Source organism: Martinezella lusitana (assembly GCF_016901135.1).
GTDB classification, from domain to species: Bacteria; Pseudomonadota; Alphaproteobacteria; order Rhizobiales; family Rhizobiaceae; genus Rhizobium; species Rhizobium lusitanum_D.
Map to the genome: position 1 here is coordinate 193,650 of NZ_JAFEVL010000073.1, position 20,549 is coordinate 214,198.

The 20,549-nt window shown below is 58.8% G+C and carries 14 protein-coding genes; 5 read left to right on the forward strand and 9 right to left on the reverse strand.

Going from position 1 to position 20,549, the window contains the following annotated elements:
- Positions 1–194 precede the first annotated feature (194 nt).
- Together lon and hupB are read left to right on the forward strand one after the other, a co-directional pair.
- A complete protein-coding gene (lon, locus tag JTP94_RS30640; RefSeq protein WP_204854167.1) occupies positions 195–2,615 on the forward strand; it encodes an endopeptidase La in 2,421 nt (806 codons plus the stop codon).
- Positions 2,616–2,816: 201 nt separating this feature from the next.
- Positions 2,817–3,092: a DNA-binding protein HupB gene (gene hupB, locus JTP94_RS30645; protein ID WP_034507562.1), complete on the forward strand. Its 276-nt coding sequence runs from the start codon at positions 2,817–2,819 to the stop codon at positions 3,090–3,092.
- A gap of 84 nt (positions 3,093–3,176) precedes the next feature.
- Here the strand turns inward: hupB and JTP94_RS30650 are convergent, their stop codons facing one another.
- Together JTP94_RS30650 and JTP94_RS30655 are read right to left on the reverse strand one after the other, a co-directional pair.
- Complete coding sequence (locus JTP94_RS30650) at positions 3,177–3,914, reverse strand: SDR family oxidoreductase (protein ID WP_204854168.1); 738 nt, start codon at positions 3,912–3,914, stop codon at positions 3,177–3,179.
- 108 nt (positions 3,915–4,022) lie between these two features.
- On the reverse strand, positions 4,023–5,009 hold the full coding sequence (locus JTP94_RS30655; protein WP_204854169.1) for an aldo/keto reductase: 987 nt from the start codon (positions 5,007–5,009) through the stop codon (positions 4,023–4,025).
- Positions 5,010–5,231: 222 nt separating this feature from the next.
- Here JTP94_RS30655 and JTP94_RS30660 point away from each other — a divergent pair, with 222 nt between their 5' ends.
- Both JTP94_RS30660 and JTP94_RS30665 read left to right on the forward strand, forming a co-directional pair.
- Positions 5,232–6,467, forward strand: a complete 1,236-nt coding sequence (locus JTP94_RS30660) for a DNA repair exonuclease (RefSeq protein ID WP_204854170.1) — start codon at positions 5,232–5,234, stop codon at positions 6,465–6,467.
- Position 6,468: 1 nt separating this feature from the next.
- Positions 6,469–9,927 carry a YhaN family protein gene (locus JTP94_RS30665; protein ID WP_204854171.1) on the forward strand — a complete coding sequence of 1,153 codons (3,459 nt, stop codon included), beginning with the start codon at positions 6,469–6,471 and terminating at the stop codon, positions 9,925–9,927.
- A gap of 18 nt (positions 9,928–9,945) precedes the next feature.
- Here JTP94_RS30665 and JTP94_RS30670 read toward each other — a convergent pair whose 3' ends face one another.
- From JTP94_RS30670 to JTP94_RS30700, 7 genes are all read right to left on the reverse strand, one after another.
- A complete protein-coding gene (locus JTP94_RS30670; RefSeq protein ID WP_204854172.1) occupies positions 9,946–12,132 on the reverse strand; it encodes a glycosyltransferase family 2 protein in 2,187 nt (728 codons plus the stop codon).
- Between the two features lie 54 nt (positions 12,133–12,186).
- Entirely contained in the window at positions 12,187–13,293 is a 1,107-nt protein-coding gene (locus tag JTP94_RS30675; protein ID WP_204854173.1) for a hypothetical protein, read from the reverse strand.
- A gap of 19 nt (positions 13,294–13,312) precedes the next feature.
- On the reverse strand, positions 13,313–14,416 hold the full coding sequence (locus JTP94_RS30680; RefSeq protein WP_246755428.1) for a capsule biosynthesis protein: 1,104 nt from the start codon (positions 14,414–14,416) through the stop codon (positions 13,313–13,315).
- A gap of 191 nt (positions 14,417–14,607) precedes the next feature.
- Positions 14,608–15,261, reverse strand: coding sequence for an ABC transporter ATP-binding protein (locus tag JTP94_RS30685; protein WP_204854175.1), 654 nt, complete (start codon positions 15,259–15,261; stop codon positions 14,608–14,610).
- 13 nt (positions 15,262–15,274) lie between these two features.
- Positions 15,275–16,555, reverse strand: coding sequence for a capsule biosynthesis protein (locus JTP94_RS30690; RefSeq protein ID WP_204854176.1), 1,281 nt, complete (start codon positions 16,553–16,555; stop codon positions 15,275–15,277).
- Positions 16,536–17,621 carry a hypothetical protein gene (locus JTP94_RS30695; RefSeq protein ID WP_204854177.1) on the reverse strand — a complete coding sequence of 362 codons (1,086 nt, stop codon included), beginning with the start codon at positions 17,619–17,621 and terminating at the stop codon, positions 16,536–16,538. The genes JTP94_RS30690 and JTP94_RS30695 overlap by 20 nt, the downstream gene beginning before the upstream one ends.
- 140 nt (positions 17,622–17,761) lie before the next feature.
- Positions 17,762–18,598, reverse strand: a complete 837-nt coding sequence (locus JTP94_RS30700; protein ID WP_204854178.1) for a bifunctional 2-polyprenyl-6-hydroxyphenol methylase/3-demethylubiquinol 3-O-methyltransferase UbiG — start codon at positions 18,596–18,598, stop codon at positions 17,762–17,764.
- Positions 18,599–19,308: 710 nt separating this feature from the next.
- Between JTP94_RS30700 and JTP94_RS30705 the strand changes: the two genes are divergently transcribed.
- Positions 19,309–20,487: a polysaccharide biosynthesis/export family protein gene (locus JTP94_RS30705; protein WP_204854179.1), complete on the forward strand. Its 1,179-nt coding sequence runs from the start codon at positions 19,309–19,311 to the stop codon at positions 20,485–20,487.
- The last annotated feature ends 62 nt before the right edge of the window (positions 20,488–20,549 follow it).

Consider the following 20,549-nt stretch of genomic DNA (forward strand, 5'->3'; position numbering starts at 1 on the left):
TTGAGTGGCCGGGCCTCGGTGCTTTGTTGTTGCGTTCCTCCTCGCAAATGCGCGGATCGCTGTCTGGCGACACTGCGTCGCGCGCGACTTGAAATAGGTAATGTGAAGCTCCACTTGTTAACCAAGTGAGAGAGCCGGCTAATCCCCTAAGGCCGGCAGAGAGCCCGGGAACGGGACGACGGAAAGGAAATAACATGACTAAGAAAACGTCTGCGGCAAATGAGAGCATTGCCTATCCGGTATTGCCGTTGCGCGACATCGTGGTTTTCCCCCACATGATCGTGCCGCTGTTCGTCGGACGGGAGAAATCCATTCGTGCGCTGGAAGAGGTCATGGGCTCTGACAAGCAGATCATGCTGGTCACGCAGATCAATGCCAGCGACGACGATCCTGCGCCGGACGCGATCCATAGGGTCGGTACCGTTGCCAATGTGCTGCAGCTGCTGAAACTGCCCGACGGCACCGTGAAGGTGTTGGTCGAAGGCCGTGCGCGCGCGGAGATCGACGAGTATACCGGCCGCGAGGACTTTTATGAGGCCCTTGGCCATGTCCTGCATGAGCCGGAGGAAGATCAGGTCGAGCTGGAGGCGCTGAGCCGCTCGGTCGTTTCGGAATTCGAGAGCTATGTAAAGCTCAACAAGAAGATTTCGCCGGAAGTGGTTGGCGCCGCCAGCCAGATCGATGACTATTCGAAGCTTGCCGATACGGTTGCCTCGCATCTGTCGATCAAGATCACCGAGAAGCAGGAGATGCTGGAAACCACCAGCGTCAAGGGCCGCCTCGAAAAGGCGCTCGGCTTCATGGAAGGCGAGATTTCGGTTCTGCAGGTAGAAAAGCGCATCCGCTCGCGCGTCAAGCGCCAGATGGAGAAGACCCAGCGCGAATACTACCTGAATGAGCAGATGAAGGCGATCCAGAAGGAGCTCGGCGACGGCGAAGAAGGCCGCGACGAGATGGCCGAGCTGGAAGAGCGCATCTCCAAGACCAAGTTGTCTAAGGAAGCCAAGGAAAAAGCCGATGCCGAGCTGAAGAAGCTGCGGCAGATGAGCCCGATGTCGGCGGAAGCCACCGTCGTGCGTAACTATCTCGACTGGCTGCTCGGTATCCCGTGGCACAAGAAGTCGAAGATCAAGGCCGACCTCAACAATGCCGAGAAGATCCTCGAACAGGATCATTTCGGCCTCGACAAGGTCAAGGAGCGTATCGTCGAATATCTGGCCGTCCAGGCCCGCGCGACGAAGATCAAGGGCCCGATCCTGTGCCTCGTCGGCCCTCCGGGCGTCGGCAAGACTTCGCTCGCCCAGTCGATCGCCAAGGCGACCGGCCGTGAGTATGTCCGCATGGCACTCGGCGGCGTTCGTGACGAAGCCGAGATCCGCGGTCACCGCCGCACTTATATCGGCTCGATGCCCGGCAAGGTCATCCAGTCGATGAAGAAGGCCAAGAAGTCCAACCCGCTCTTCCTGCTCGACGAAATCGACAAGCTCGGCATGGACTATCGCGGCGATCCGTCCTCGGCCCTCCTGGAAGTGCTGGACCCGGCGCAGAACTCGACCTTCATGGATCACTACCTGGAAGTCGAATACGACCTCTCGGACGTGATGTTCATCACGACGGCGAATACGCTGAACATCCCTGCGCCGCTTATGGACCGCATGGAAGTCATCCGTATCGCCGGCTACACCGAAGATGAAAAGCGCGAGATCGCCAAGCGGCACCTGCTGCCGAAGGCTATCAAGGAACACGCGTTGCAGCCGCAGGAATTCTCGGTCAGCGACGACGCCCTGATGGCAATCAGCCAGCAATACACCCGCGAAGCCGGTGTTCGTAACTTCGAACGCGAATTGATGAAGCTCGCCCGCAAGGCGGTCACCGAGATCATCAAGGGCAAGACCAAGTCCGTTGCGGTCACCGCTGCGAACATCGACCAGTATCTCGGCGTTCCGCGCTTCCGCCACGGCGAAGCCGAGGGCGAGGATCAGGTCGGTGTCGTCACCGGTCTCGCATGGACGGAAGTCGGCGGCGAGCTGCTGACGATTGAAGGCGTGATGATGCCGGGCAAGGGCCGCATGACGGTCACCGGCAACCTGAAGGAAGTCATGAAGGAATCGATTTCGGCGGCGGCATCCTACGTCCGCTCGCGCGCTGTCGATTTCGGCGTCAAGCCGCCGCTCTTCGACAAGAGCGACATTCACGTGCACGTGCCGGAAGGCGCGACGCCCAAGGATGGCCCGTCGGCCGGTGTCGCGATGGCAACCGCGATCGTCTCGATCATGACCGGCATCCCGGTTTCCAAGGATGTCGCCATGACCGGCGAAATCACGCTGCGCGGCCGTGTGCTGCCGATCGGCGGCCTGAAGGAAAAGTTGCTGGCGGCACTGCGCGGCGGCATCAAGAAGGTTCTGATCCCGGAAGAAAACGCCAAGGATCTGGCGGAGATTCCGGACAACGTGAAGAACAACATGGAGATCGTTCCGGTCTCACGCATGGGCGAGGTAATCAAGCACGCGCTTGTTCGCCGGCCCGAGCCGATCGAATGGGACGGCACTGTCGAGACGCCAGTGATCGCAACCGTCGACGGTGTGGATGAAGTGGGCGCAACGATCGCTCATTGAGCGTTGTTGCCTCAATTATGTCGAATTGACATAAAAGGCGAAAAGACCGGCAAATTTGCCGGTCTTTTTTTGTGAAAAGCTTATGGCAACGCTTGCTTTTCCTTGATTTGCAGGGCTTTTGGGGTTGCGGCGGGTAAGAGCATTCGTATTCTTCGCCCCGCTATAGATAAGTCGTTTCATACCAGAGAAAGGGGTGGAAACATGAACAAGAATGAGCTCGTGTCCGCAGTGGCCGAGAAGGCCGGTATCACGAAGGCTGACGCTGCTTCCGCTGTTGACGCTGTTTTCGATGCCGTGCAGGCTGAACTGAAGAAGGGCGGCGACATTCGCCTTGCAGGCTTCGGCAGCTTCACTGTTTCTCACCGTGCAGCCACGAAGGGCCGCAACCCGTCCACCGGCGCCGAGGTCGATATCGCGGCTCGCAACGTGCCGAAGTTCACGCCCGGCAAGGGCCTGAAGGACGCTGTTAACAGCTAATCTCGTTTCCACCCGCTGCGAGGTGTTTGCCTTGCGGGTGGAAAAGATGGGGGTCCGCCTAGCGGGCCCTTTTTTTATTCACGGTCAGAGAAGCGTTCGTCCGCCGTTAAGGGCAAGTTTCTGACCCGTGATGAAGTCCGCTTTGCTTGACGCCAGAAAGACGACGGCATGGGCAATGTCTTCAGGCTTGCCGAAGTGGCTGAGCGGTGTCTGTGCGAGGTAGTTGTCCATTGCCTGCTGCGAGGCGCCGGCGTGCCGTTCAACAGGAATCCACCCAGGTGCCACGAGGTTGACCGTGATCCCCTCCGGGGCCAGTTCTCTCGCCCAGGAACGCGTCATCGATAGCATGGCCCCCTTGGCCGAAGCGTAGTTGCCGAAATTGGGGTTGCCGAGCTCGGCGACCTCAGAGCCGATATTGATCACACGGCCTGACTTGCGCGCGCGCCAATCGGGCAGCACGGCGTGAAGCAGTTCCAGAGGCGCTTTGACGAAGAACTCGAGCTGGTCGAGATAGGTCCGCCAGGATTGCTCCATGAGAGGCATTTCCGGCTGAGGGCCCGTTGCATTGTTTACGATCAGATCGACCGGGCCTAGTGCTTTTCGGATTGTCTCGAGGCCGCCGACAAGCTGAGCCTTGTCGATGACGCTAAATTGGGCTGTGCAGGCCTGACCGCCACGTTGCCGGATCGTGTCGACGACGTTCGCCGCACCTTGGGCGTCGCTCGCATAGTTGACGGCGACGGCCCAACCTGCATCCGCGAGTTCCCTTGCGATCACCGCACCAAGACCGCGCGAGGCGCCTGTTACCAGCGCTACCTTCATTGATTCTCCTCCTCTAAGCCCTGTTCGCAATGCAGGCCTCGCCAGCCTACCAAAAAATGACTGAGATGGCCGGGCCCAGGTCCCGGCCACTCGTTTTCGCAAAGGCCGTTACCAGCGATGATGGACGTGCGGAGCGATCAGGCGCTCGTAGATCTCGCGCGTGGCGGCCATGACGTCAGCCGATAGCGGCGCAAGGTCGGCCGCGGCCGCGTTGGCCTTGGCCTGCTCGGCATTGCGGGCGCCGGGGATGACGACGGTCACGGCATCGCTCATCAGGATCCAGCGCAGCGCGAAAGCCGCCATGCTGGCGCCTGATGGAACCAGCTTGCGCACCTCTTCCACCGCCTGCAGACCCACCTCGAAGGGAACGCCGGCGAAGGTCTCGCCGACATCGAAGGCCTCGCCATGGCGATTGAAGTTGCGGTGATCGTCGCTGGCAAATTGCGTGTCGCGGGTGATCTTGCCGGAGAGCAGGCCCGAGGCCAGCGGCACGCGGGCGATGACCGCGACGTTCTTGCGCTTGGCTTCCTTGAAGAACAGATGGTCGGGCCGCTGGCGGAAGATGTTGTAGATGATCTGGATGCTGAGGACATCAGGATATTCGATCGCCTTCAGCGCCTCCTCGACCTTTTCGACGCTGACACCATATCCCCTGATCTTGCCGGCCTTCTGCAGCTCGTCGAGACCGGCGAAAATCTCCGGCCGATAGAGCACTTCGGTCGGCGGGCAATGAAGCTGCACCAGGTCCAGGCTCTCGACCCCGAGGTTTTTCAGGCTGCGATCGATGAAACCTTCGAGATTGGCCTTGGTATAGCCGTCGGCCACATGCGGGTTCAGCCGGCGGCCGGCTTTGGTCGCCACCATCGGGCGCGCGCCGCCGCGCGCCTTCAGCACATCGGCGATGATCTTTTCCGAGCGGCCGTCGCCATAGACGTCGGCAGTGTCGATGAAGGTCATGCCGGCGTCGAGAGCGGCATTCAGCGCCGCGCGGCCGTCGGCCTCACTGACATCGCCCCATGCGCCGCCGATCTGCCAGGCGCCGAAGCCGACGTCTGTCACGCTGAAGGATGTCCGCCCGAAAGCATGATGTCTCATGAGATGTCTCCTCTTCATTGGTCATGAAATGCCAGCGGAGTAGCAGCCGCTCGAACCCGCGGCAAGGGTGCACGGGCGATGCAGGATCGCAATCGCGTGACCCAGGAATATGACAGTTTCCGCCCGCTTACGAAACCGTTGGATGAAGCGCGGGGCGTGGTGTTCATTGCGCCTCCGTTTCCTTAAAAGGGAAGACCGGATATCTGACGACGATCGGAACCCATGCCCTCTTTCAGCTTCATCCACGCCGCCGATCTGCATCTTGGCAGTCCCTTTCAGGGGTTGGCGTTGAAGGATGCCGCTGTCGCCGCGGTCTTCGTGGAAGCCAGCCGCAAGGCCTTCTCGACGCTGGTGGAATTGGCCATCGAAAAACGGGTCGATTTCTTCGTCATCGCCGGCGACGTCTATGACGGCGACTGGAAGGACAACAAGATCGGCCTGTTCTTCAACCGCGAGATGGCGCGGCTGGAGCGGGCCGGAATTCCGGTCTATCTGCTGCGCGGCAATCACGATGCGGCAAGCGTCATCACCAAGACCATCACCTTGCCGGCCAATGTCCATGAATTCCCGACCGGCAAGCCCGGCAGCTTCAAACTGGATGCGTTGCAGGTGGCGCTGCATGGCCAGGGCTTTGCCGAGCGCTCGGCCAACGACAATCTGGCGCTCACCTATCCCGCACCCGTGTCAGGCTGGTTCAACATCGGCATTCTCCACACCTCGCTCACCGGCCGCGAGCCGCATGCGCCCTATGCGCCTTGCTCGGTCGATGATCTGCGCTCGCGCGGCTATGACTACTGGGCGCTTGGCCATGTGCACGATTACGAAGTGGTGGCGCGTGATCCGCTGGTGATCTTTCCCGGCAATCTGCAGGGCCGCAATATCCGCGAACGCGGCGCCAAGGGCGCGGTGCTGGTGACGGTCGAAGACGGCCGGATCGAACATGAGCGCCTGATCGTCGACGAGGCGCGTTTCGCACAGGTCGATATCGTCATCGGCCCGGAGGACGACCAGACTGCGATCCTGCGCGGCGTCGAGCAGGCGGTGCAGCCGGTCGCTGACGACATGGCCGGGCGCATGACGGCGCTACGCATTCGGCTTTCCGGTGTCACGCCGCTGCACGGCACGATAGTTGCCAACCGCCAGCAATGGCGCGACGAGGTCGAGGCCGCCTGCCATCGCGTGCATGAGGATATCTGGCTCGAAAAGCTGGAGCTGCGGCTGGAGCCGCCGCCGGCGCAAGTCAGAGACTCGGACGGCGCGCTCGATCTCCGCCAATTGCTGGCCGAGCATGCCGGTGACGCGGATATCGCTGTAGAAGCGGGTCGCCTCGTCGATGAGATTGCGGTGCGCTTGCCGGGTGGGCTTGGCGCGGCGGCGCAGCCACTGGATGACGACGTGGGGGCTCTTATTGAAGAGGCGCGACAATTGCTCTTGGCTCGCGGGCAGGGGGCGGGCTGATATGCGCTTCGACCGGCTCGATATTCTCCGCTACGGCGCAATGACCGACCGCACACTCGATTTCCGCGCTGGCGCCAGGCTGCATGTCATCTATGGCCCGAACGAAGCGGGCAAATCGTCTGCACTCAGCGCGATTTCCGATCTGCTTTTTGGTTTTCCTGCCGCAGCCGAACAAAGCTTTCTGCATGAGCCCGGCACCTTGCGGATCGGGGCGGCGATCAGCGCGCGCGATGGAGCTCGGCTCACCTTCCGCCGCCGGCGTGGGCGCAAGAGCACACTTCTTGCACCCGACGACAAGGAGACGCCGCTTGCCGAGGATGCCCTCGCGCCGTTCCTCGGCAATTTGAGCCGCGATGTCTTCGAACGCGCCTTCGGCCTTGATTCGCAACGGCTGCGACAGGGAGCGACCGCCATGCTGCGCAGCGGCGGCGAGATCGGCAGCCTGCTGTTTTCGGCGGCTTCCGGCCTGACCGGTCTTTCGCGGCTGCGCCAGTCGCTGGAAGCGGAAGCCGATGGCGTCTATGCGGCCAGGCGCTCGAAGGATCGTAGCTTCTACCAGGCCCTCGACCGCTATGAAGACGCCCGCAAGGCCGAGCGCGACCATGAACTCAAATCCGGCGACTGGAAGAAGCTGCTGGCGGAGGCAGCCGACCTTGAGGCTGAGCTGGAGCGTTTGCAGGCCGAGCGCCATGACACGCGACAGACCCTGGACCGGCTCACGAAGCTGAAGACCTTGCAGCCTCTGCTCGCCGAGATCGACGCGGAAGGCATGGCGCTCCATGGCTTGGCCGATCTCTCCGCCATCCCGGATAGCTTTGCCGACAGGCTCGAACACAAGCTGCGCGACAAGCAGGTTGCCGAAGAGGAGTTGCGCCGGGCCCGGCAGACGGTCGTTCGTACCGAGGAAGACCTGTCCCGCATCCATGTTGATGACGCGCTGCTAGAGATATCAGGCGATATCACCCAGCTCTTCGCCGATACGGGCAATTATCGCAGCCAGCGCCAGGATCTGCCGCGTGTCGATCAGGAACTCGCCGGTTATGAGGCAGCACTCGTCCAGCTTGCCCGCCGTCTGGGCATATCCGATGTCGGGCGGTTAGAAGAACATCAGCCGAGCGATGTCGACCGTGCGCGCCTGTCCGAACTGGTGGAGGAGGGCAGGCAGCTCTCGCGTCAGCTGCAGGTACTGGCCGAACAATCCGACAGCGAGCGCAAACAGCTGGCGGCACTGGAAAAAGATAGCCTTGCCGGGCGCCTGATCGATCCGAAGCTTTACATCGATCAATTGGAGGCACTGGCCGGTGACCTCTCCGCCTTGGCCCGCCTCGATGCTCTGGAGACGCAGATACGCCGCACGGAAGCCGATCTCAACGAGGGAGCCGCGCGGTTACGGCCACCGGTCGGTGACATCGTAGCACTTTTTGCGGCACCCTTGCCGGAAAGTGCTGAGATTGCCACCCATCGTGAAACGATCGATGCGGCCCGCACGAAGACGCGCGAGGCCGCCGACAAGCTGCGCGGCTATGATGAGCAGCTGAGCGAGATCGAACGGGCGCTGGCGGATGCCGAACGCACCGGCCCGATCGTCACGCGTGAACAGATCGCCGCTGCGCGAGAAGGCCGCGATATCAAGTGGACATCCATCCAGGAAATGCTGGCGGCTGGTCATTCTCCTGACGCCAAGACGATTGCAGCGCTGACGGTCGGCGTCGCCGAGGCTGATGGTCTTGCCGATGCTGCATTGAAGGATGCTGATCGCGTCGCGCGCCATGCCGATTATCGTCTGCGTCAAGTGCGGCTGAGACGGGAGCGTGAGGAGGCATCCGATCGGCTGCAAGGATACGAGAAGGTACTGGCGGATGCCCAGGCATCCTTTGCCGCCCTTTTCGAAGCCTGCGGCGTCACCGCGCTCGATCCGTCGATCATGCTGGAATGGCGGCGAGGGGTCGAAGGATTGCTGCGCGAGCGCAAGGCGCTGCGCGACTTGCTCGATGGGCGGAACGAGAATGTCTTGGCCGAGGGGCGCGTGTCTCCAGCCCTGCAGGATATTGCGGAGGCGACCGGCTACAAGAGCGGCCGGCTGCCGCCCGTGGCGATGGCCGAAGGATTGCGGAAGCACCTGCGCCTGGCTGCCGAGCGCTGGAGCGAAAGCCGCACGCGGGAGGGGGAGATAAGCTCGGCGCGCGACCGGCTGGCACGGTTTGACGAGCAACGACAGGCGCTGGAGCGACGGCATGTCGATTGGCGCGAAGCGTTCGGCAAGGCCGTTCTGCCCCTTGGCCTGCCGACGGATGCGACGCTGGAAATGGCGTCTGTGGCCCTGAAGGCATGGGAGGAGCTGCCCGACGCTTTGGCGGAGCGCGACAATCGGCTGCGCCGCGTCAATGGCATGCGTCGCGACATGGCGGATTTCGAGCGGCGGCTCGCAACCCTCGCTGCCAGCGCCGGCTATGAGCTTGATCATCTGCCGCCGGATGCCGCAGCCGAAGCGCTGCATACGCGCTCCAACGCCATGCGCGGCGAGTTGAAAAGGCGCGACGGCCTTGAAGAGGATCGGCAGCACGCGGAAGGATTGGTCGCGCGCCACGAGGAAGCTCTAACGATCATATTGGCCGATCTGGATCATCTGACCGTAGATCTGCCAGGGGTTACGGATCTGCCCGCTCTGCTATCGCGGCTGCGCGAGCGCACTCGCTTGAATGCACGGTTGGTCGAAAGTCGCGATCGTTTCCGCCAGCAGGCGGATGGCAAGGCCGAGGCCGAGCTTCGCGCCCAGCTCGCCGATTTCGAACGGGTTGCCGCTGATCTCGAAATCGAGCGGTTGATCGAGGAGGATCAGCGACAGTTCACCACGCATGGCGGCCTTTCGGCACGGCTGGCGGAAAACCGGCGCCAACGGCAGGCGCTCGAGACCGGCATCAGCGCCGAATACGCGGTTTTCGAAAAGCTTTCGGCCGAGCAGGAAGCAAAGGACCTCGCGCGGCAGTGGGTGGTCCTGAAGCTTGCCGCGCGAATGCTGGCGGGCTCGATGGAATCCTATCGCGAGAAGCAGGCGGATCCCGTCATCAAGCGGGCGGGTGACTTGTTTTCGCAACTGACCGGCGACCGCTTCGTCCGCCTCGTCGAGGCGCATGACGAAAGCGACGCGCGGCAGCTGCTGGCGGAGCGCGTGGCTGGTGAGCATGTGCCGCTGGAAGGCCTGAGCGAAGGGACCCGCGACCAGCTCTATCTCGCCTTGCGCTTGGCTTTCCTGGAGGATTATTCCACCCGCAACGAGCCGGCGCCGCTGATCGTCGACGATATCTTCCAGACTTTCGACGACGAACGCGCAAGCGCCGGGTTGAAGGTGCTCGCCGGCACCGCAGAACGCTTCCAGACTGTCCTATTTACCCACGAGATGAGCTTAGTCGAGATCGCCAAACGCGAGATCGGTCGGGATTTGGACCTGATCCAGCTCTAAGCGCAGCGATCGTCGCGGCTATGACATCGAGGGGATATGCAATCGTGTGGGGATCACGATCCTGGGGTCCGATTTGTCCCGACTATAGGCCGGATTGAGTGCGCGATCGGCGAATGTCTGCGTCGCGTGCAGTCGCCGAAGGTTCTCTTTCTCCTGGTCGAACCGCTTCCTTCGCTCGCCCGACTTGTCCGATCCCCGCGAGAGCGATTCGTGGTGATAGAGGCAGGCAAAGGGCGTCCAGACGATGCGAAAGCCGGCCTTATAGGCACGCAGGCAATAGTCCACATCGTTATAGGCGACCGCGAAATTTTCCTCGTCGAATATGCCGATCTTCCGGAGACAGTCGCCCGAAATCAGCATCACCGCGCCGGTTACGCAGGTCATGGAATTGCGGACATGCAGTCGGTTCATCGGGCCGCCGAATTCCTTCGGCTTGCTCATGTACCAATGGCCCGCCAGTCCGCCGAAACCAACAACGACACCTGCGTGTTGCAGCTTGTCATTCGCAAAGAGAAGCTTGGCCCCGACGATGCCGGTCCTGTCATAGGCGAGACAGGATACCATCTCCTTCAACCAATCTGGCTCGATGACTTCGACGTCATTGTTGAGGATCAGGTAATGTTCGCCTGTTGCCGCCTTCAGGCCGCGGTTGACAGAGCGCGAGAAGTTGAAGGCTTCCGGCGAGACGACGGCTGAAAAGTGCGGCTGCGTCCGGCGATAGTGGTCGTAAAGGTCAAGGACCGACTGATCGGTGGAACCGTTGTCGATGACCAGGACTTCGAAGTTGGAATAGTCAGTCTTTTCGAAGAGATCACGGAGGATGCGGGAGATCAGGTCGAGATTGTCCTTGCTGGGAATGATGATTGAAACCTTCGGCCAGTCGCGTGGCGGCTCGAACGTGACGCGATGCAGCGTCTCCGTGAGAGCCACCTCGACCTCAATCGCCTGCTGTTGCCGTTCAAATCGCTCCGTCAGCGCCTTTCTGGCATTCGCGGTGGCGGCATCCAAGAACTTGCGCGAATAGGTCCGGCCGTTGCGGCGCCACCAGTAGGCCGGGTAGGGCAGGTGGAGGATGCTTTCCTCCGGAATCCCCTCCAGATAGCGCAGCAGCAGGTCGTAGTCCTGCGAACCGTCGTAGCCGGTGCGAAGATAGCCGATCTCACGAAGCCGGCTGTGGCGATAGATGGAGAAGTGATTGATGTAGTTGACGCCCGTCAGCAGGACGGGGTCGTAGGCCGGCTTCAGCATCACCCCTGTCGGCTTGAGCGTGTCGTCGACAACCAGCTCGTCCGTATAGAGGAAATTCGCGCCCGGATTTTGCTCCAGCGTATGCCTGATGACCTTGAAGGCGTGGGGAGCGATGACATCGTCATGGTCGAGAAAGGCGATCCACTGCCCACGCGCATGGGATAGCCCGGCATTGGTGGCCGCCGCAATCCCGCCGTTGCGATCGTTCAGCACGAGGTGGATATTCTCTTTCGATTGCTGCGTCTCATACCATTGCCGTGTTTCCGATGAGGTCGAACCATCGTCACTCAGAATGAGTTCCGTACCGTTCTCCGCCTGAGCTTCGAAGGATTTGACGAGATCGTCGAGATAGCGGCGCGGCGCATTGTAGACGGGGACGACGACGCTCAGCCAGGTTCCCGCCGTTACCGGCATTGGTGAGATAATGAGATCGGCGGCAAGCCGATAGCTTGCGTCGGCATATTGCGTCGTTAGGTTCGCAGACCGTCTCCGAAAGTTCAGTTTCGGTATCTTGGTCCAATGTTGCGGAAGTTTGCCGAGATCGATGCGCTCAGCCTTTCCCTCCATGCCGAGGAGATTCGAAATGTGCCGTTCAGCGGATTTCGCGGAAGCGAAAGCCGTAACGTCAAAGCTGAATGTCGTCGGGAAGCTGACCGGATCGGCGCGCAGGGCGCAGATGGTGCCTACGGACCCTATGTCTGCCGTAATGACGAAGCGCCGCCCTTCCGGCAGGGATGTCGCATCCTTCTCCCGGAAGCCGCGGCCGCGATTGACATAGAATTTCGGATCGATGGCTTCGTCGGTCGCGGCAATATGAATGACGACCAGTCTCTTTCTGACGGGCGGAAACCTGATTTCGAATGCGGGATCATCACCCACGGACTTCCAGAGATTGGAATTCGCGTCGGCGGGGATTTTACGCTCGAGGTCGGCGTTCGGTAGGATCTTGAGTGTCATCGATGTCTTTATGTCCAGATGCCGGCAGCGCGCATTGTCTTCATGATTCGGGCGCTAAGCCACGTCGCCGAACGGTTCAAAATGTATGCCGGGAAATGCAGGCGTCGCGTGCTGCCGCATTTTTTCGATCGAGCTTCTTGTCGCGTCGCGAGCAACCAAACGACGCGCCCGATCGCTGACGAGCTGGTCGATTGCCGTCAGCCATTCTTCCTGGGTGTTGCCGATGTGAAGCTCTGCAGCCATGGCGCAGCGCGTAAATGTCGGGCAATGCGAGAATATGGCTGCGGCCTGCAGACGGCTGATATCGATCCGCTTCGTGTCGGCGCGGCTCGCATTGGTCTTCCCAGAGAGGAGGGGAGCGAGCGCAATATCGGCGCTATGGCGCTCCGTCCTGGCAAGATAAGCCGACCAGGGGAGTGGCGGAATGATCGTTATTCTTGACGCGTCGATTCCTTGGCGGCCCCAGCGGCGCGCAAGATTGCCATTGGCGAAAACCTCGAAATGCAGATTGCCATGCTTTTCCATCGCGGCCTTGACGATCGGCATCAGGAATTCATGTTCGCGGCGGTGAATGCCGGTCGCATGGTAGACCATTTTCAGTGGCGCAACGGTCTCGTCCCTGATATCGAGCGCGGCATCGGCCGGATTTGCCGGCATCGGTGCGAGGATATCGATCTGGTGGCCTGCCATGGCCAGCGTCCCCGCCAGGGCTTCCGTGGACGTCCAGATATGTGTCAGCAATCGATTGACCCTTGGCAACGGACGGACGGCCAATTTGATCAGTCTGAGCTTGTAAGGCCAGCTCGCCTCCCTGCCGGTCACAACGGCCCGGATGTCGTCGTCGACGAAATAGGCCACGCCCGCAAGGCTGCCACGCCTCTCTTCCAGCCAGCGTAATTGCGGTTGCTTGATGTAGCGGCAGATGATGACGAAGAGCCCCTCGCTATCGACCGTATCCAGGGGATCATCAAGGCCCTTCATGATGACCGGAATTTCGTCGAGCGTCTTGGCTCGTTCGTCAAGATAATAGCTGACGCTGGGATTGGGGTATCGTGAGAGGATGAGGAGCCGTTTTGCGGTGCGATAAGTGTCTTTCGCATATGCCCCGGACGGTTGCGGTCTTGGAAGCAGTCCGTAGATGATATCGCGCAGAATTTGCATGGGGGCTGTCCGCGCGACCTTATACCAAACGACTTCGGATGTTCGTCAGCGCGCCGACAACTGCACCCCAAATCAACAATGTCGCGGCGAAAACGCCGCCGATCCAGAGCGCTCGTTTGGGATATTCGGCATCATCGGGCAAATTCGGTGCGAGAAATGTATCGAGATAGAGCAGCTGCTGCTTGCTGACGAACTGAACCTGCTCAAGCGTTTTCATGCTTGTTGCGAACTGCTGCTCGGCGAGGCTCTGCTCGAGTTCACGCTGAGACATATCGACCGACACGTCGGCAAGATTTTGCTCCGATTTGTTCTGCCCGGCAATCTGGCTGTTCAATTGATCCAATTGCTTCTGCTTGCTGTCGATTTCGCGTTTAAGCACCTTCATCTGCGGCGCATCTGCCGACACGGCTCCAAGCAGCGCATCGTATTTCTGCTGAAGGCCTATCCTCTCCTTCTGCACGGACGAGATCAGATTGGTGATAATGGTCGATGCGCCCTCGACGCTGAGGATGCCCGTTTGGTTACGGGCGCTCAGAAGCTCTTCTCTGGTGTTCTGCAATTGGTTCTTTGCGTTATCCAGGTTCGTTTGGGCCGTCACGATGACATCGCGCCAGATGCGGTTGTTGACGTCGTTGACCACGGCTTCGGAGGCGGTGACGACCTCCTCCAGTATCTTCTGGGCGTCGGCCGCCGAAAAAGCGCGGGCCTTGACCGTCACGATGCCGCTATTGGCATCGATACTCACGGAAATCATATCCTCCCAGTAACGAAGCAGCTTCTCCGAACTGGCATCCTGCTTCAGTCTCGCAATGGGATCGATCGTTTCGCGCCCGTAGATATTCTGCAAGCCGACCTTGCTGTTCAGGGCGGTCACCATGTCCTTGCTCTTGATGAAATTGGTGACGATCAACGTATCCTGGACGATTTGCGTCGATGGCAGGCCGGTAGCCTTGGCCAGTTGGTTTTTCCCAAGCGCCGGCGTCGAAGACCGCACCGTAAAACGCGTTTCCGATTGATATTGATCGGATGCCAGAAAGACGAAATAATATATCGAAGCGAGATTGGGGACGACGAGCAGCAGAAAAGTCGAGGCCAGGATCGCCTTGCCGATGATTTGCTGCATTGGGCGCGGCCGCAGGCCGACCGCTTTGAACAATTGGCTCCGCCTTGACGTCGAAAAACGCAATTTCCGCGCGGTCACGGAGAGATTCGCGGCCACGTTGCGACTGTGCTGAGTCGCGCTGAGCTGGACTGTTTCGGTCACTTTTCCGGTGTCGTGAGCCATATTGGGCCTTGCTGCCAATCCCTCATGTCTTATCGGTTCAGTCTATAATAGGCTTCGATTGCCTGCTCTACCTCATCGAAGACGATAAGCCTGCCGTCGACAAGTACCATACCTTTGTCGCAATGCGTTTTGATCATGCCCATACTATGAGAGACCATGATGATGTCGGAATTCTTGCGTCTGCTCTCGAATGCGACCCGGCAACGCTCCTGAAAGCGGGCATCGCCGACGGCGAGAACCTCGTCCACCAAGTAACATTCGAATTCTATGGCCATCGAGAGCCCGAAAGCCAGTCGCGCGCCCATGCCTGAAGAATATGTCCGCACGGGCGCGTCCAGATAATCGCCCAGCTCTGCGAACTCTTCAACAAAACGGGATACGCGTCTCACATCCTCGCCATAGGCGCGGGCAACGAAATGGACGTTGGCCCGCCCCGTCATTAAAGGATTGAAGCCGCTGCTCAAGCCCAGCGGCCAGGACACGCGCACGTCCTTGGTGATCGCGCCCGAATTGGCCAGCATCGTGCCGGCGATCATTCGTACCGTCGTTGACTTTCCCGCACCGTTCACGCCGAGCAAGCCATAGGAATAACCCGACTGGAACTCGCAATTCACACGGTCGAGAATGATCTTTTTGCCGCTCTGCGTCTTGAAGAACTTCGAAACGTTCTTGAAGCGGATCATCGGGCATCCCTACTCATATGCGATGATCCTGTACGGACGCCCAGATGAGTGAAAGCGTTGCCCAGGCAACGGTCAGAGCAAGCAGTATGATCAGCGGCGTGCTGACGCGACGCGGGAAAATTGCCTCGTCCGGCAGGGTTGGATTGACGAAGACCGCAAGGTAAAGCGTCTTGCGCAACGCTTCTGCAAGGACGGCATCGTAATTTTTCTGCGAACTCTCGTAGAGCTTTTCCGCAATCAAGCGATCGGTATCGAGTCTGGAATATTCCAGCAGCGATTTTGCAAGACTTTCATTTTCCGGGCCCGTCAGCTCGGTTTTCATCTTGTCTATCTGCGCATCCAAACTTTCCTTGGCCAGGCTCAGTTGTTGAAAGGTCGGAGAGCTCTCGGCGTTGGACTGTCGCATCACGAAGAGGCGTGTTTCAAATTCGAGCTTCTGTGTCAGCAGTCCGGTCAAAAGCGTGCCACTGTCCTTGGCCTGCGTCTGCGGGCTGAGAAGGCCGGATGCATGCTGGAATTGATTGAGCGCAATCAAAGTGTCGCCATAGGCTTTGCCGCTTTTCTCGACGTCTGCCTTCATGCTTTGGACAATGTCGTTGCGTGCACGTGTGGAAAGCTCGTTGATCAGCTTTTCGCTTTCCTGAATGATCGCATCGGCAAGCTTTACGGAATCATCGGGTGTGAACGTTCTAACCTTCAGCGTGATGATGCCCGAAGAGACATCGATATAAGCGCTGACGTGATCGTTCCAGTATTTCAGGAATTCTTCGTCGGATTCCGAAGCGCGAAATCGCGACAGAAAATCCGCATCTCCCCTCACAAACATCGACTTGTAGTCGAGCTTTGCGCCGATCCGTTTCAGTATTTCCGTCGAATGGATGAAGCTGGTGACGACATAGGCATCCTGCGAAGCCGAGCGCATGTTGAGAACACCGGATGCACCCGCGCTGCCGGAGGGGTCGCTCCCGTCGCTATTGCCGTCCGCATCGGAGACTGCACGAACGGCAAAGCGGGCCTCCGCGACATATTGGTCCGAGGCGATGAAAGCATAATAGACCGAGCAGGCCAGAAAGGGCAGGATGACGAGCAAGAGGAAGCCAAGTAGCCGTAGTGGCGGCTTCCCACCGGATTGGGCTTCCGGCTCTTGTCCGTCGTGGACCGGTATGTACTCGATTTCCTCGCGCTCGCGGCGTTGTGGGGAGCGCCGCCGGAACAAGGCCGGCAGTATCTGCCGGGCCGGCCTTACCCGCGGGTATTCTTCAACTATCGCGTCTTCAATGACTGGTTTTGGCATGTCGGCTTACAATCGTTTCGCGCAGCTCCGGCGCGGATGGTTTCATCGCCTCACGCACATAGTGATCGAAAATCAAATCTTCCTCGAGCATAAGTTCGGCAATATGCAGTGAACGCAACCGTGCTGCAATGTCTTCAAGGGTGCTATGCCTCGAGGGCAACGGGAAATCATCAATCGGAATCCCAAGCAACTCGCCCACCGCATGCTGAAAGTAAAGACTGTCGGTATCATGGCCCACGATGGCAAAACGCGACAGAAGATCGATCGCAGCGGCCACATCGCTGCGTGCGACGAGCTGTTCCGGCATGGTCGTGGCCAGCTGGCGGGTGACCGGTGACACCAGAACGCTTCTGACATTTTGAGGCGCTTTCTTGAGCGCCATTTTGAGAGAGGCCTCACTCTCAAGATCGACGTCGGCAAAATGCTCCGCAGCGGGCGCCAATATGATCTTGTCCCGGTCGCCGAAAAAGGAAATTTGAGTTTTTGCCATTCGTTTCAGAAGAAATATCCGCAGGGCCAATTCGTAATAGGGGTCAGTCAGCAGAACGATCGCCTTGAATCCCTTGTCGAGAAATTCTTCGTAGTTCCGCAGCAGCAGACGTCCACTGATATAGATCGACTGGATGGCGTTCAGATGAAAGGCCTGAAGCGCCGTCTCGTGACCGAAACGCTCTACGGACGGCAGCTCATATTGAAAGTGGCGGCCGCAGTGATAGTCGAATTTGACCATCGGCAGGAGCTGCGTTTCAAGCCGCAAAATCTTCAGAGGAACTGTTTGCGGGACTTGCGGTCGCCGATAGATCAACAATCCTGACTTCGCGTCATGGATCATCAGCGATGTTCGCTCAGCCAGATCCGGGATGATCGTCGTATCCAACTTGAAGCCGACGCGGCCGTTTTCATGCCGCCCCGAATCAATGACGGCCTGTTTGATCTGATCGCATGGCAGGACCATCAAATCACCGTTCGCATCGGATACCCTGATGTGCGGCAGGTCGGAAAAGCCGTCGGGAATAAGATAACCCTCAAGAATGGTGCCGTGATCATATTCGAGATTAAAAAGCACGGATATTCTCCGGCATCTGTACATGGTCGGCGCTGCTTGTCGCTCTGCGATCGAAAAACACCAGGTTACCGGTCGCGCCGTGAAGCACGTCAAGACGACCCGCGATATGGCTGATCTTCAATCCCGGCATTCAAACCTCGTCAGGAAGCGTCAGGCGCTTTACGCGCCAGCAGCGAAAAGCTTGGGCCGCCAGGGTGGTTCAGGTTTTCGTCCCTGATGACGATGTCGCTATAACCGAGCTTACGCAAAAGCATCAATATGTCATCCCGGTGCATCCAGAAATGCCGGTCCTTCATACCACCGCAGAAAGACGCGTTGGCATTGGCGTGATGATAGCTTCGTTCATAGTAACGTACGGGAACACCGTCGACCATTCTGGTTTCGACTTTGCCGCTGAAAGGCAGGCGCCGCACGTCGCCCTCGGGCATTGCGTCCTCCAGAACGAAATGGGTCCAGATGAAAACCGCTTTGGTCCGGCTTGCCAGCAGCCGCAGGAATTCCCCAGGATCGGCCATGTGATAGAGAACGCCGGATGCCAGCGCGAAGTCGTAGGTCTCGTCGCGTTCCGTTAGCCACGACTGGATGTCGCCCAGCATAAAGGAAGCGGTATCGATATTCAGAATCTGCTTGGTGACGAGGCACCTCAGGAAACAGAGACGGTTTGCTTCGATCGCGTCGATTCGCGCCGGGAGCTGGCTATGCAGCATATAGGTGTGCATTCCCTCCAATGGCCCCACTTCCAGGACCTTCTTGCCCTCGATAGATCCAAACGATTGCAGGGCCCAGGCTATCCGGTCGTCCGCGTAAAGGGGCAGGGCTCCGGCGTTCAAGTTGAGGGCAGGGGGAAAAGCACAATTCCAGCCGGAAAGGGCATCGATCGCATTCTGATGGCTTGGGATGCCTTGCTCGTACTGGTCGAATATTTCCAGGGGGTCCTTTGACGACTTTTTCCGCGACCGCTTTGAAAAACCAAGCATTGACATAACCTTCATTTCCATCGGTGTTTGTGCCGATTTGGAGAAATTACCGCGCCAGTTCTGACTTGACGTACTATTCGCTCGATGAGTTCACAACCTCAGCGGTACGATCCGCAGAAAATGGCTTAATTTATAAGCGCCGATGCCCGCTTTCGGACGGCCAAGAGCACGTCTGTCCGAGCAGAAAACCACACCGCCGGACGCCAAGTAGATTCGATTTCTATGCTTACCGCTCAATACTTATCTGGCGGGACTGTCGGGCTCCGATAATTTCTGAATTCTTGTAATCTGCTATTCCTTTGGAAACAGCGGTTTGGAATTGATACCTTTTACGGGCACTAGCAAGCCCATGAAAAGCGGAGAAAACGCCGATTCGCAAAACATAGTTTTGTTACCCAGGTCGATTTCTGCTGATACTATTGTTTAATAGATCATTTCATCATTCAGAAAATATTAATTTAAAACCTCCAAATAATATTGACATAAATTGCCTTATTCGCACTTGGCGCTTATACGCAGCGGGGGGCGATTGTTCATCGCATACCAAGTGTGTTCGGATGAGCGCACCGAATTTTTTTGATGGCGCTTAGGTTGAATGGGCTTGTTGATGGCCGCTCGTTATGCTTTCAAGGCGTCTACATATTTGATGCATACTATGTCGGTCTGAACCATCAGGTAACGGCGGCAGCTAATAATTTGAGGTTGTTCAATTGATTCGGGTTGGCGCCGTATTTTGCTGCGTAATTCTGGCGGGATGCAATTCAGTCTCGAGCGAGGGGCCGCTGGCCAGTGCGATCACGAGCGATGCGGGACAGTCCGGCGCCGAGCTTGGACGCAAGAATGCCGCCGTTTTCGATATTGTCGACATCGACAGCCGCACCGCGCGTCTGGTTTCAGATTATGTTTCTTCCACACTCAACCGCCGGTTTGGCATTGGCGGTGGTGTTGGACGGGTAGTTATCGGCGTCGGCGACGCATTGAAGGTGACGATTTTCGAAGCGGGCGCTGATGGTTTGTTTTCGACGGCGCAATCGAAACAGGTGTCGCTGGATATCGTCGTGCAGCCCGACGGGACGGCGGCCATCCCCTATGCCGGCTCTGTTCGATTCGCGGGCAAGACACTCGAGCAGGCTCGCAAGGCGATCCTGGCGGCTCTGGCCACCAAGGCTGTAGAGCCGGATGTCATCGTGACGAGCATGGGTACGGCATCGCGAACTGTTACGGTTTCGGGCGCGGTCGGGCGTCCCTCGATGGTTCCCTTGGATCTGATCGAGGAAAAGATCACGCAAGTCATCGCCAAGGCCGGCGGACCAGTGACGCAGCCTTATGAAACCTATGTTACGCTGGTTCGCGGCAGCAGGACCGGGACGGTTCTGTTGAAATCGATCATCGAGCATCCGTCCGAAGATATTTATGTTCAGCCTGGCGACCAGATCTTCCTGGTGCGTGATCCCAGAACCTTCACGTTGATGGGCTCCGTTCGCGGAGACGGCCGTCTCGAGTTCGGCGCCAACGATCTCAATCTCCTCGAGGCTGTTGCCTTGGGCCATGGCGCCATCGATGACTCGAGCAACGCCAAGGGCTTCTTCCTGTTCCGTTATGAAGAGCCGGATATCATCAGGAGCCTGGTTGGCCCGGCGCGATTCCAGGAATTGTTGCGTAAGGGAATGGCTCCGGACCCCAAGGGGCGTTATCCGATCGTCTATCGTTTCGACATGTCGCATCCGGACAGCTTGATCGTAGGGCAGACCTTCCCGGTCAAGAGCCGCGACGTCATCTATGTGTCGCGCCATCCCTCTGTCGATATTCGGAAGTTCCTGACCCTTGTCGGCACGCCATTGGGCATCGCTTCTCAAGGTGCTGCGACAGCGGTCAATCTGGGCCAGTAGCGTCAAGAAATGGAGATTTTGCGGCTTCGCCAAGGTCTGCTTTTACCTCTATCGGCGCTTAG

Bases quoted from the DNA above. Each gene is read 5' to 3' on its own strand.
- lon (WP_204854167.1), top strand. From the start codon at position 195: ATGACTAAGAAAACGTCTGCGGCAAATGAGAGCATTGCCTATCCGGTA.
- hupB (WP_034507562.1), top strand. From the start codon at position 2,817: ATGAACAAGAATGAGCTCGTGTCCGCAGTGGCCGAGAAGGCCGGTATC.
- JTP94_RS30650 (WP_204854168.1), bottom strand. From the start codon at position 3,914: ATGAAGGTAGCGCTGGTAACAGGCGCCTCGCGCGGTCTTGGTGCGGTG.
- JTP94_RS30655 (WP_204854169.1), bottom strand. From the start codon at position 5,009: ATGAGACATCATGCTTTCGGGCGGACATCCTTCAGCGTGACAGACGTC.
- JTP94_RS30660 (WP_204854170.1), top strand. From the start codon at position 5,232: ATGCCCTCTTTCAGCTTCATCCACGCCGCCGATCTGCATCTTGGCAGT.
- JTP94_RS30665 (WP_204854171.1), top strand. From the start codon at position 6,469: ATGCGCTTCGACCGGCTCGATATTCTCCGCTACGGCGCAATGACCGAC.
- JTP94_RS30670 (WP_204854172.1), bottom strand. From the start codon at position 12,132: ATGACACTCAAGATCCTACCGAACGCCGACCTCGAGCGTAAAATCCCC.
- JTP94_RS30675 (WP_204854173.1), bottom strand. From the start codon at position 13,293: ATGCAAATTCTGCGCGATATCATCTACGGACTGCTTCCAAGACCGCAA.
- JTP94_RS30680 (WP_246755428.1), bottom strand. From the start codon at position 14,416: ATGCAGCAAATCATCGGCAAGGCGATCCTGGCCTCGACTTTTCTGCTG.
- JTP94_RS30685 (WP_204854175.1), bottom strand. From the start codon at position 15,261: ATGATCCGCTTCAAGAACGTTTCGAAGTTCTTCAAGACGCAGAGCGGC.
- JTP94_RS30690 (WP_204854176.1), bottom strand. From the start codon at position 16,555: ATGCCAAAACCAGTCATTGAAGACGCGATAGTTGAAGAATACCCGCGG.
- JTP94_RS30700 (WP_204854178.1), bottom strand. From the start codon at position 18,598: ATGCTTGGTTTTTCAAAGCGGTCGCGGAAAAAGTCGTCAAAGGACCCC.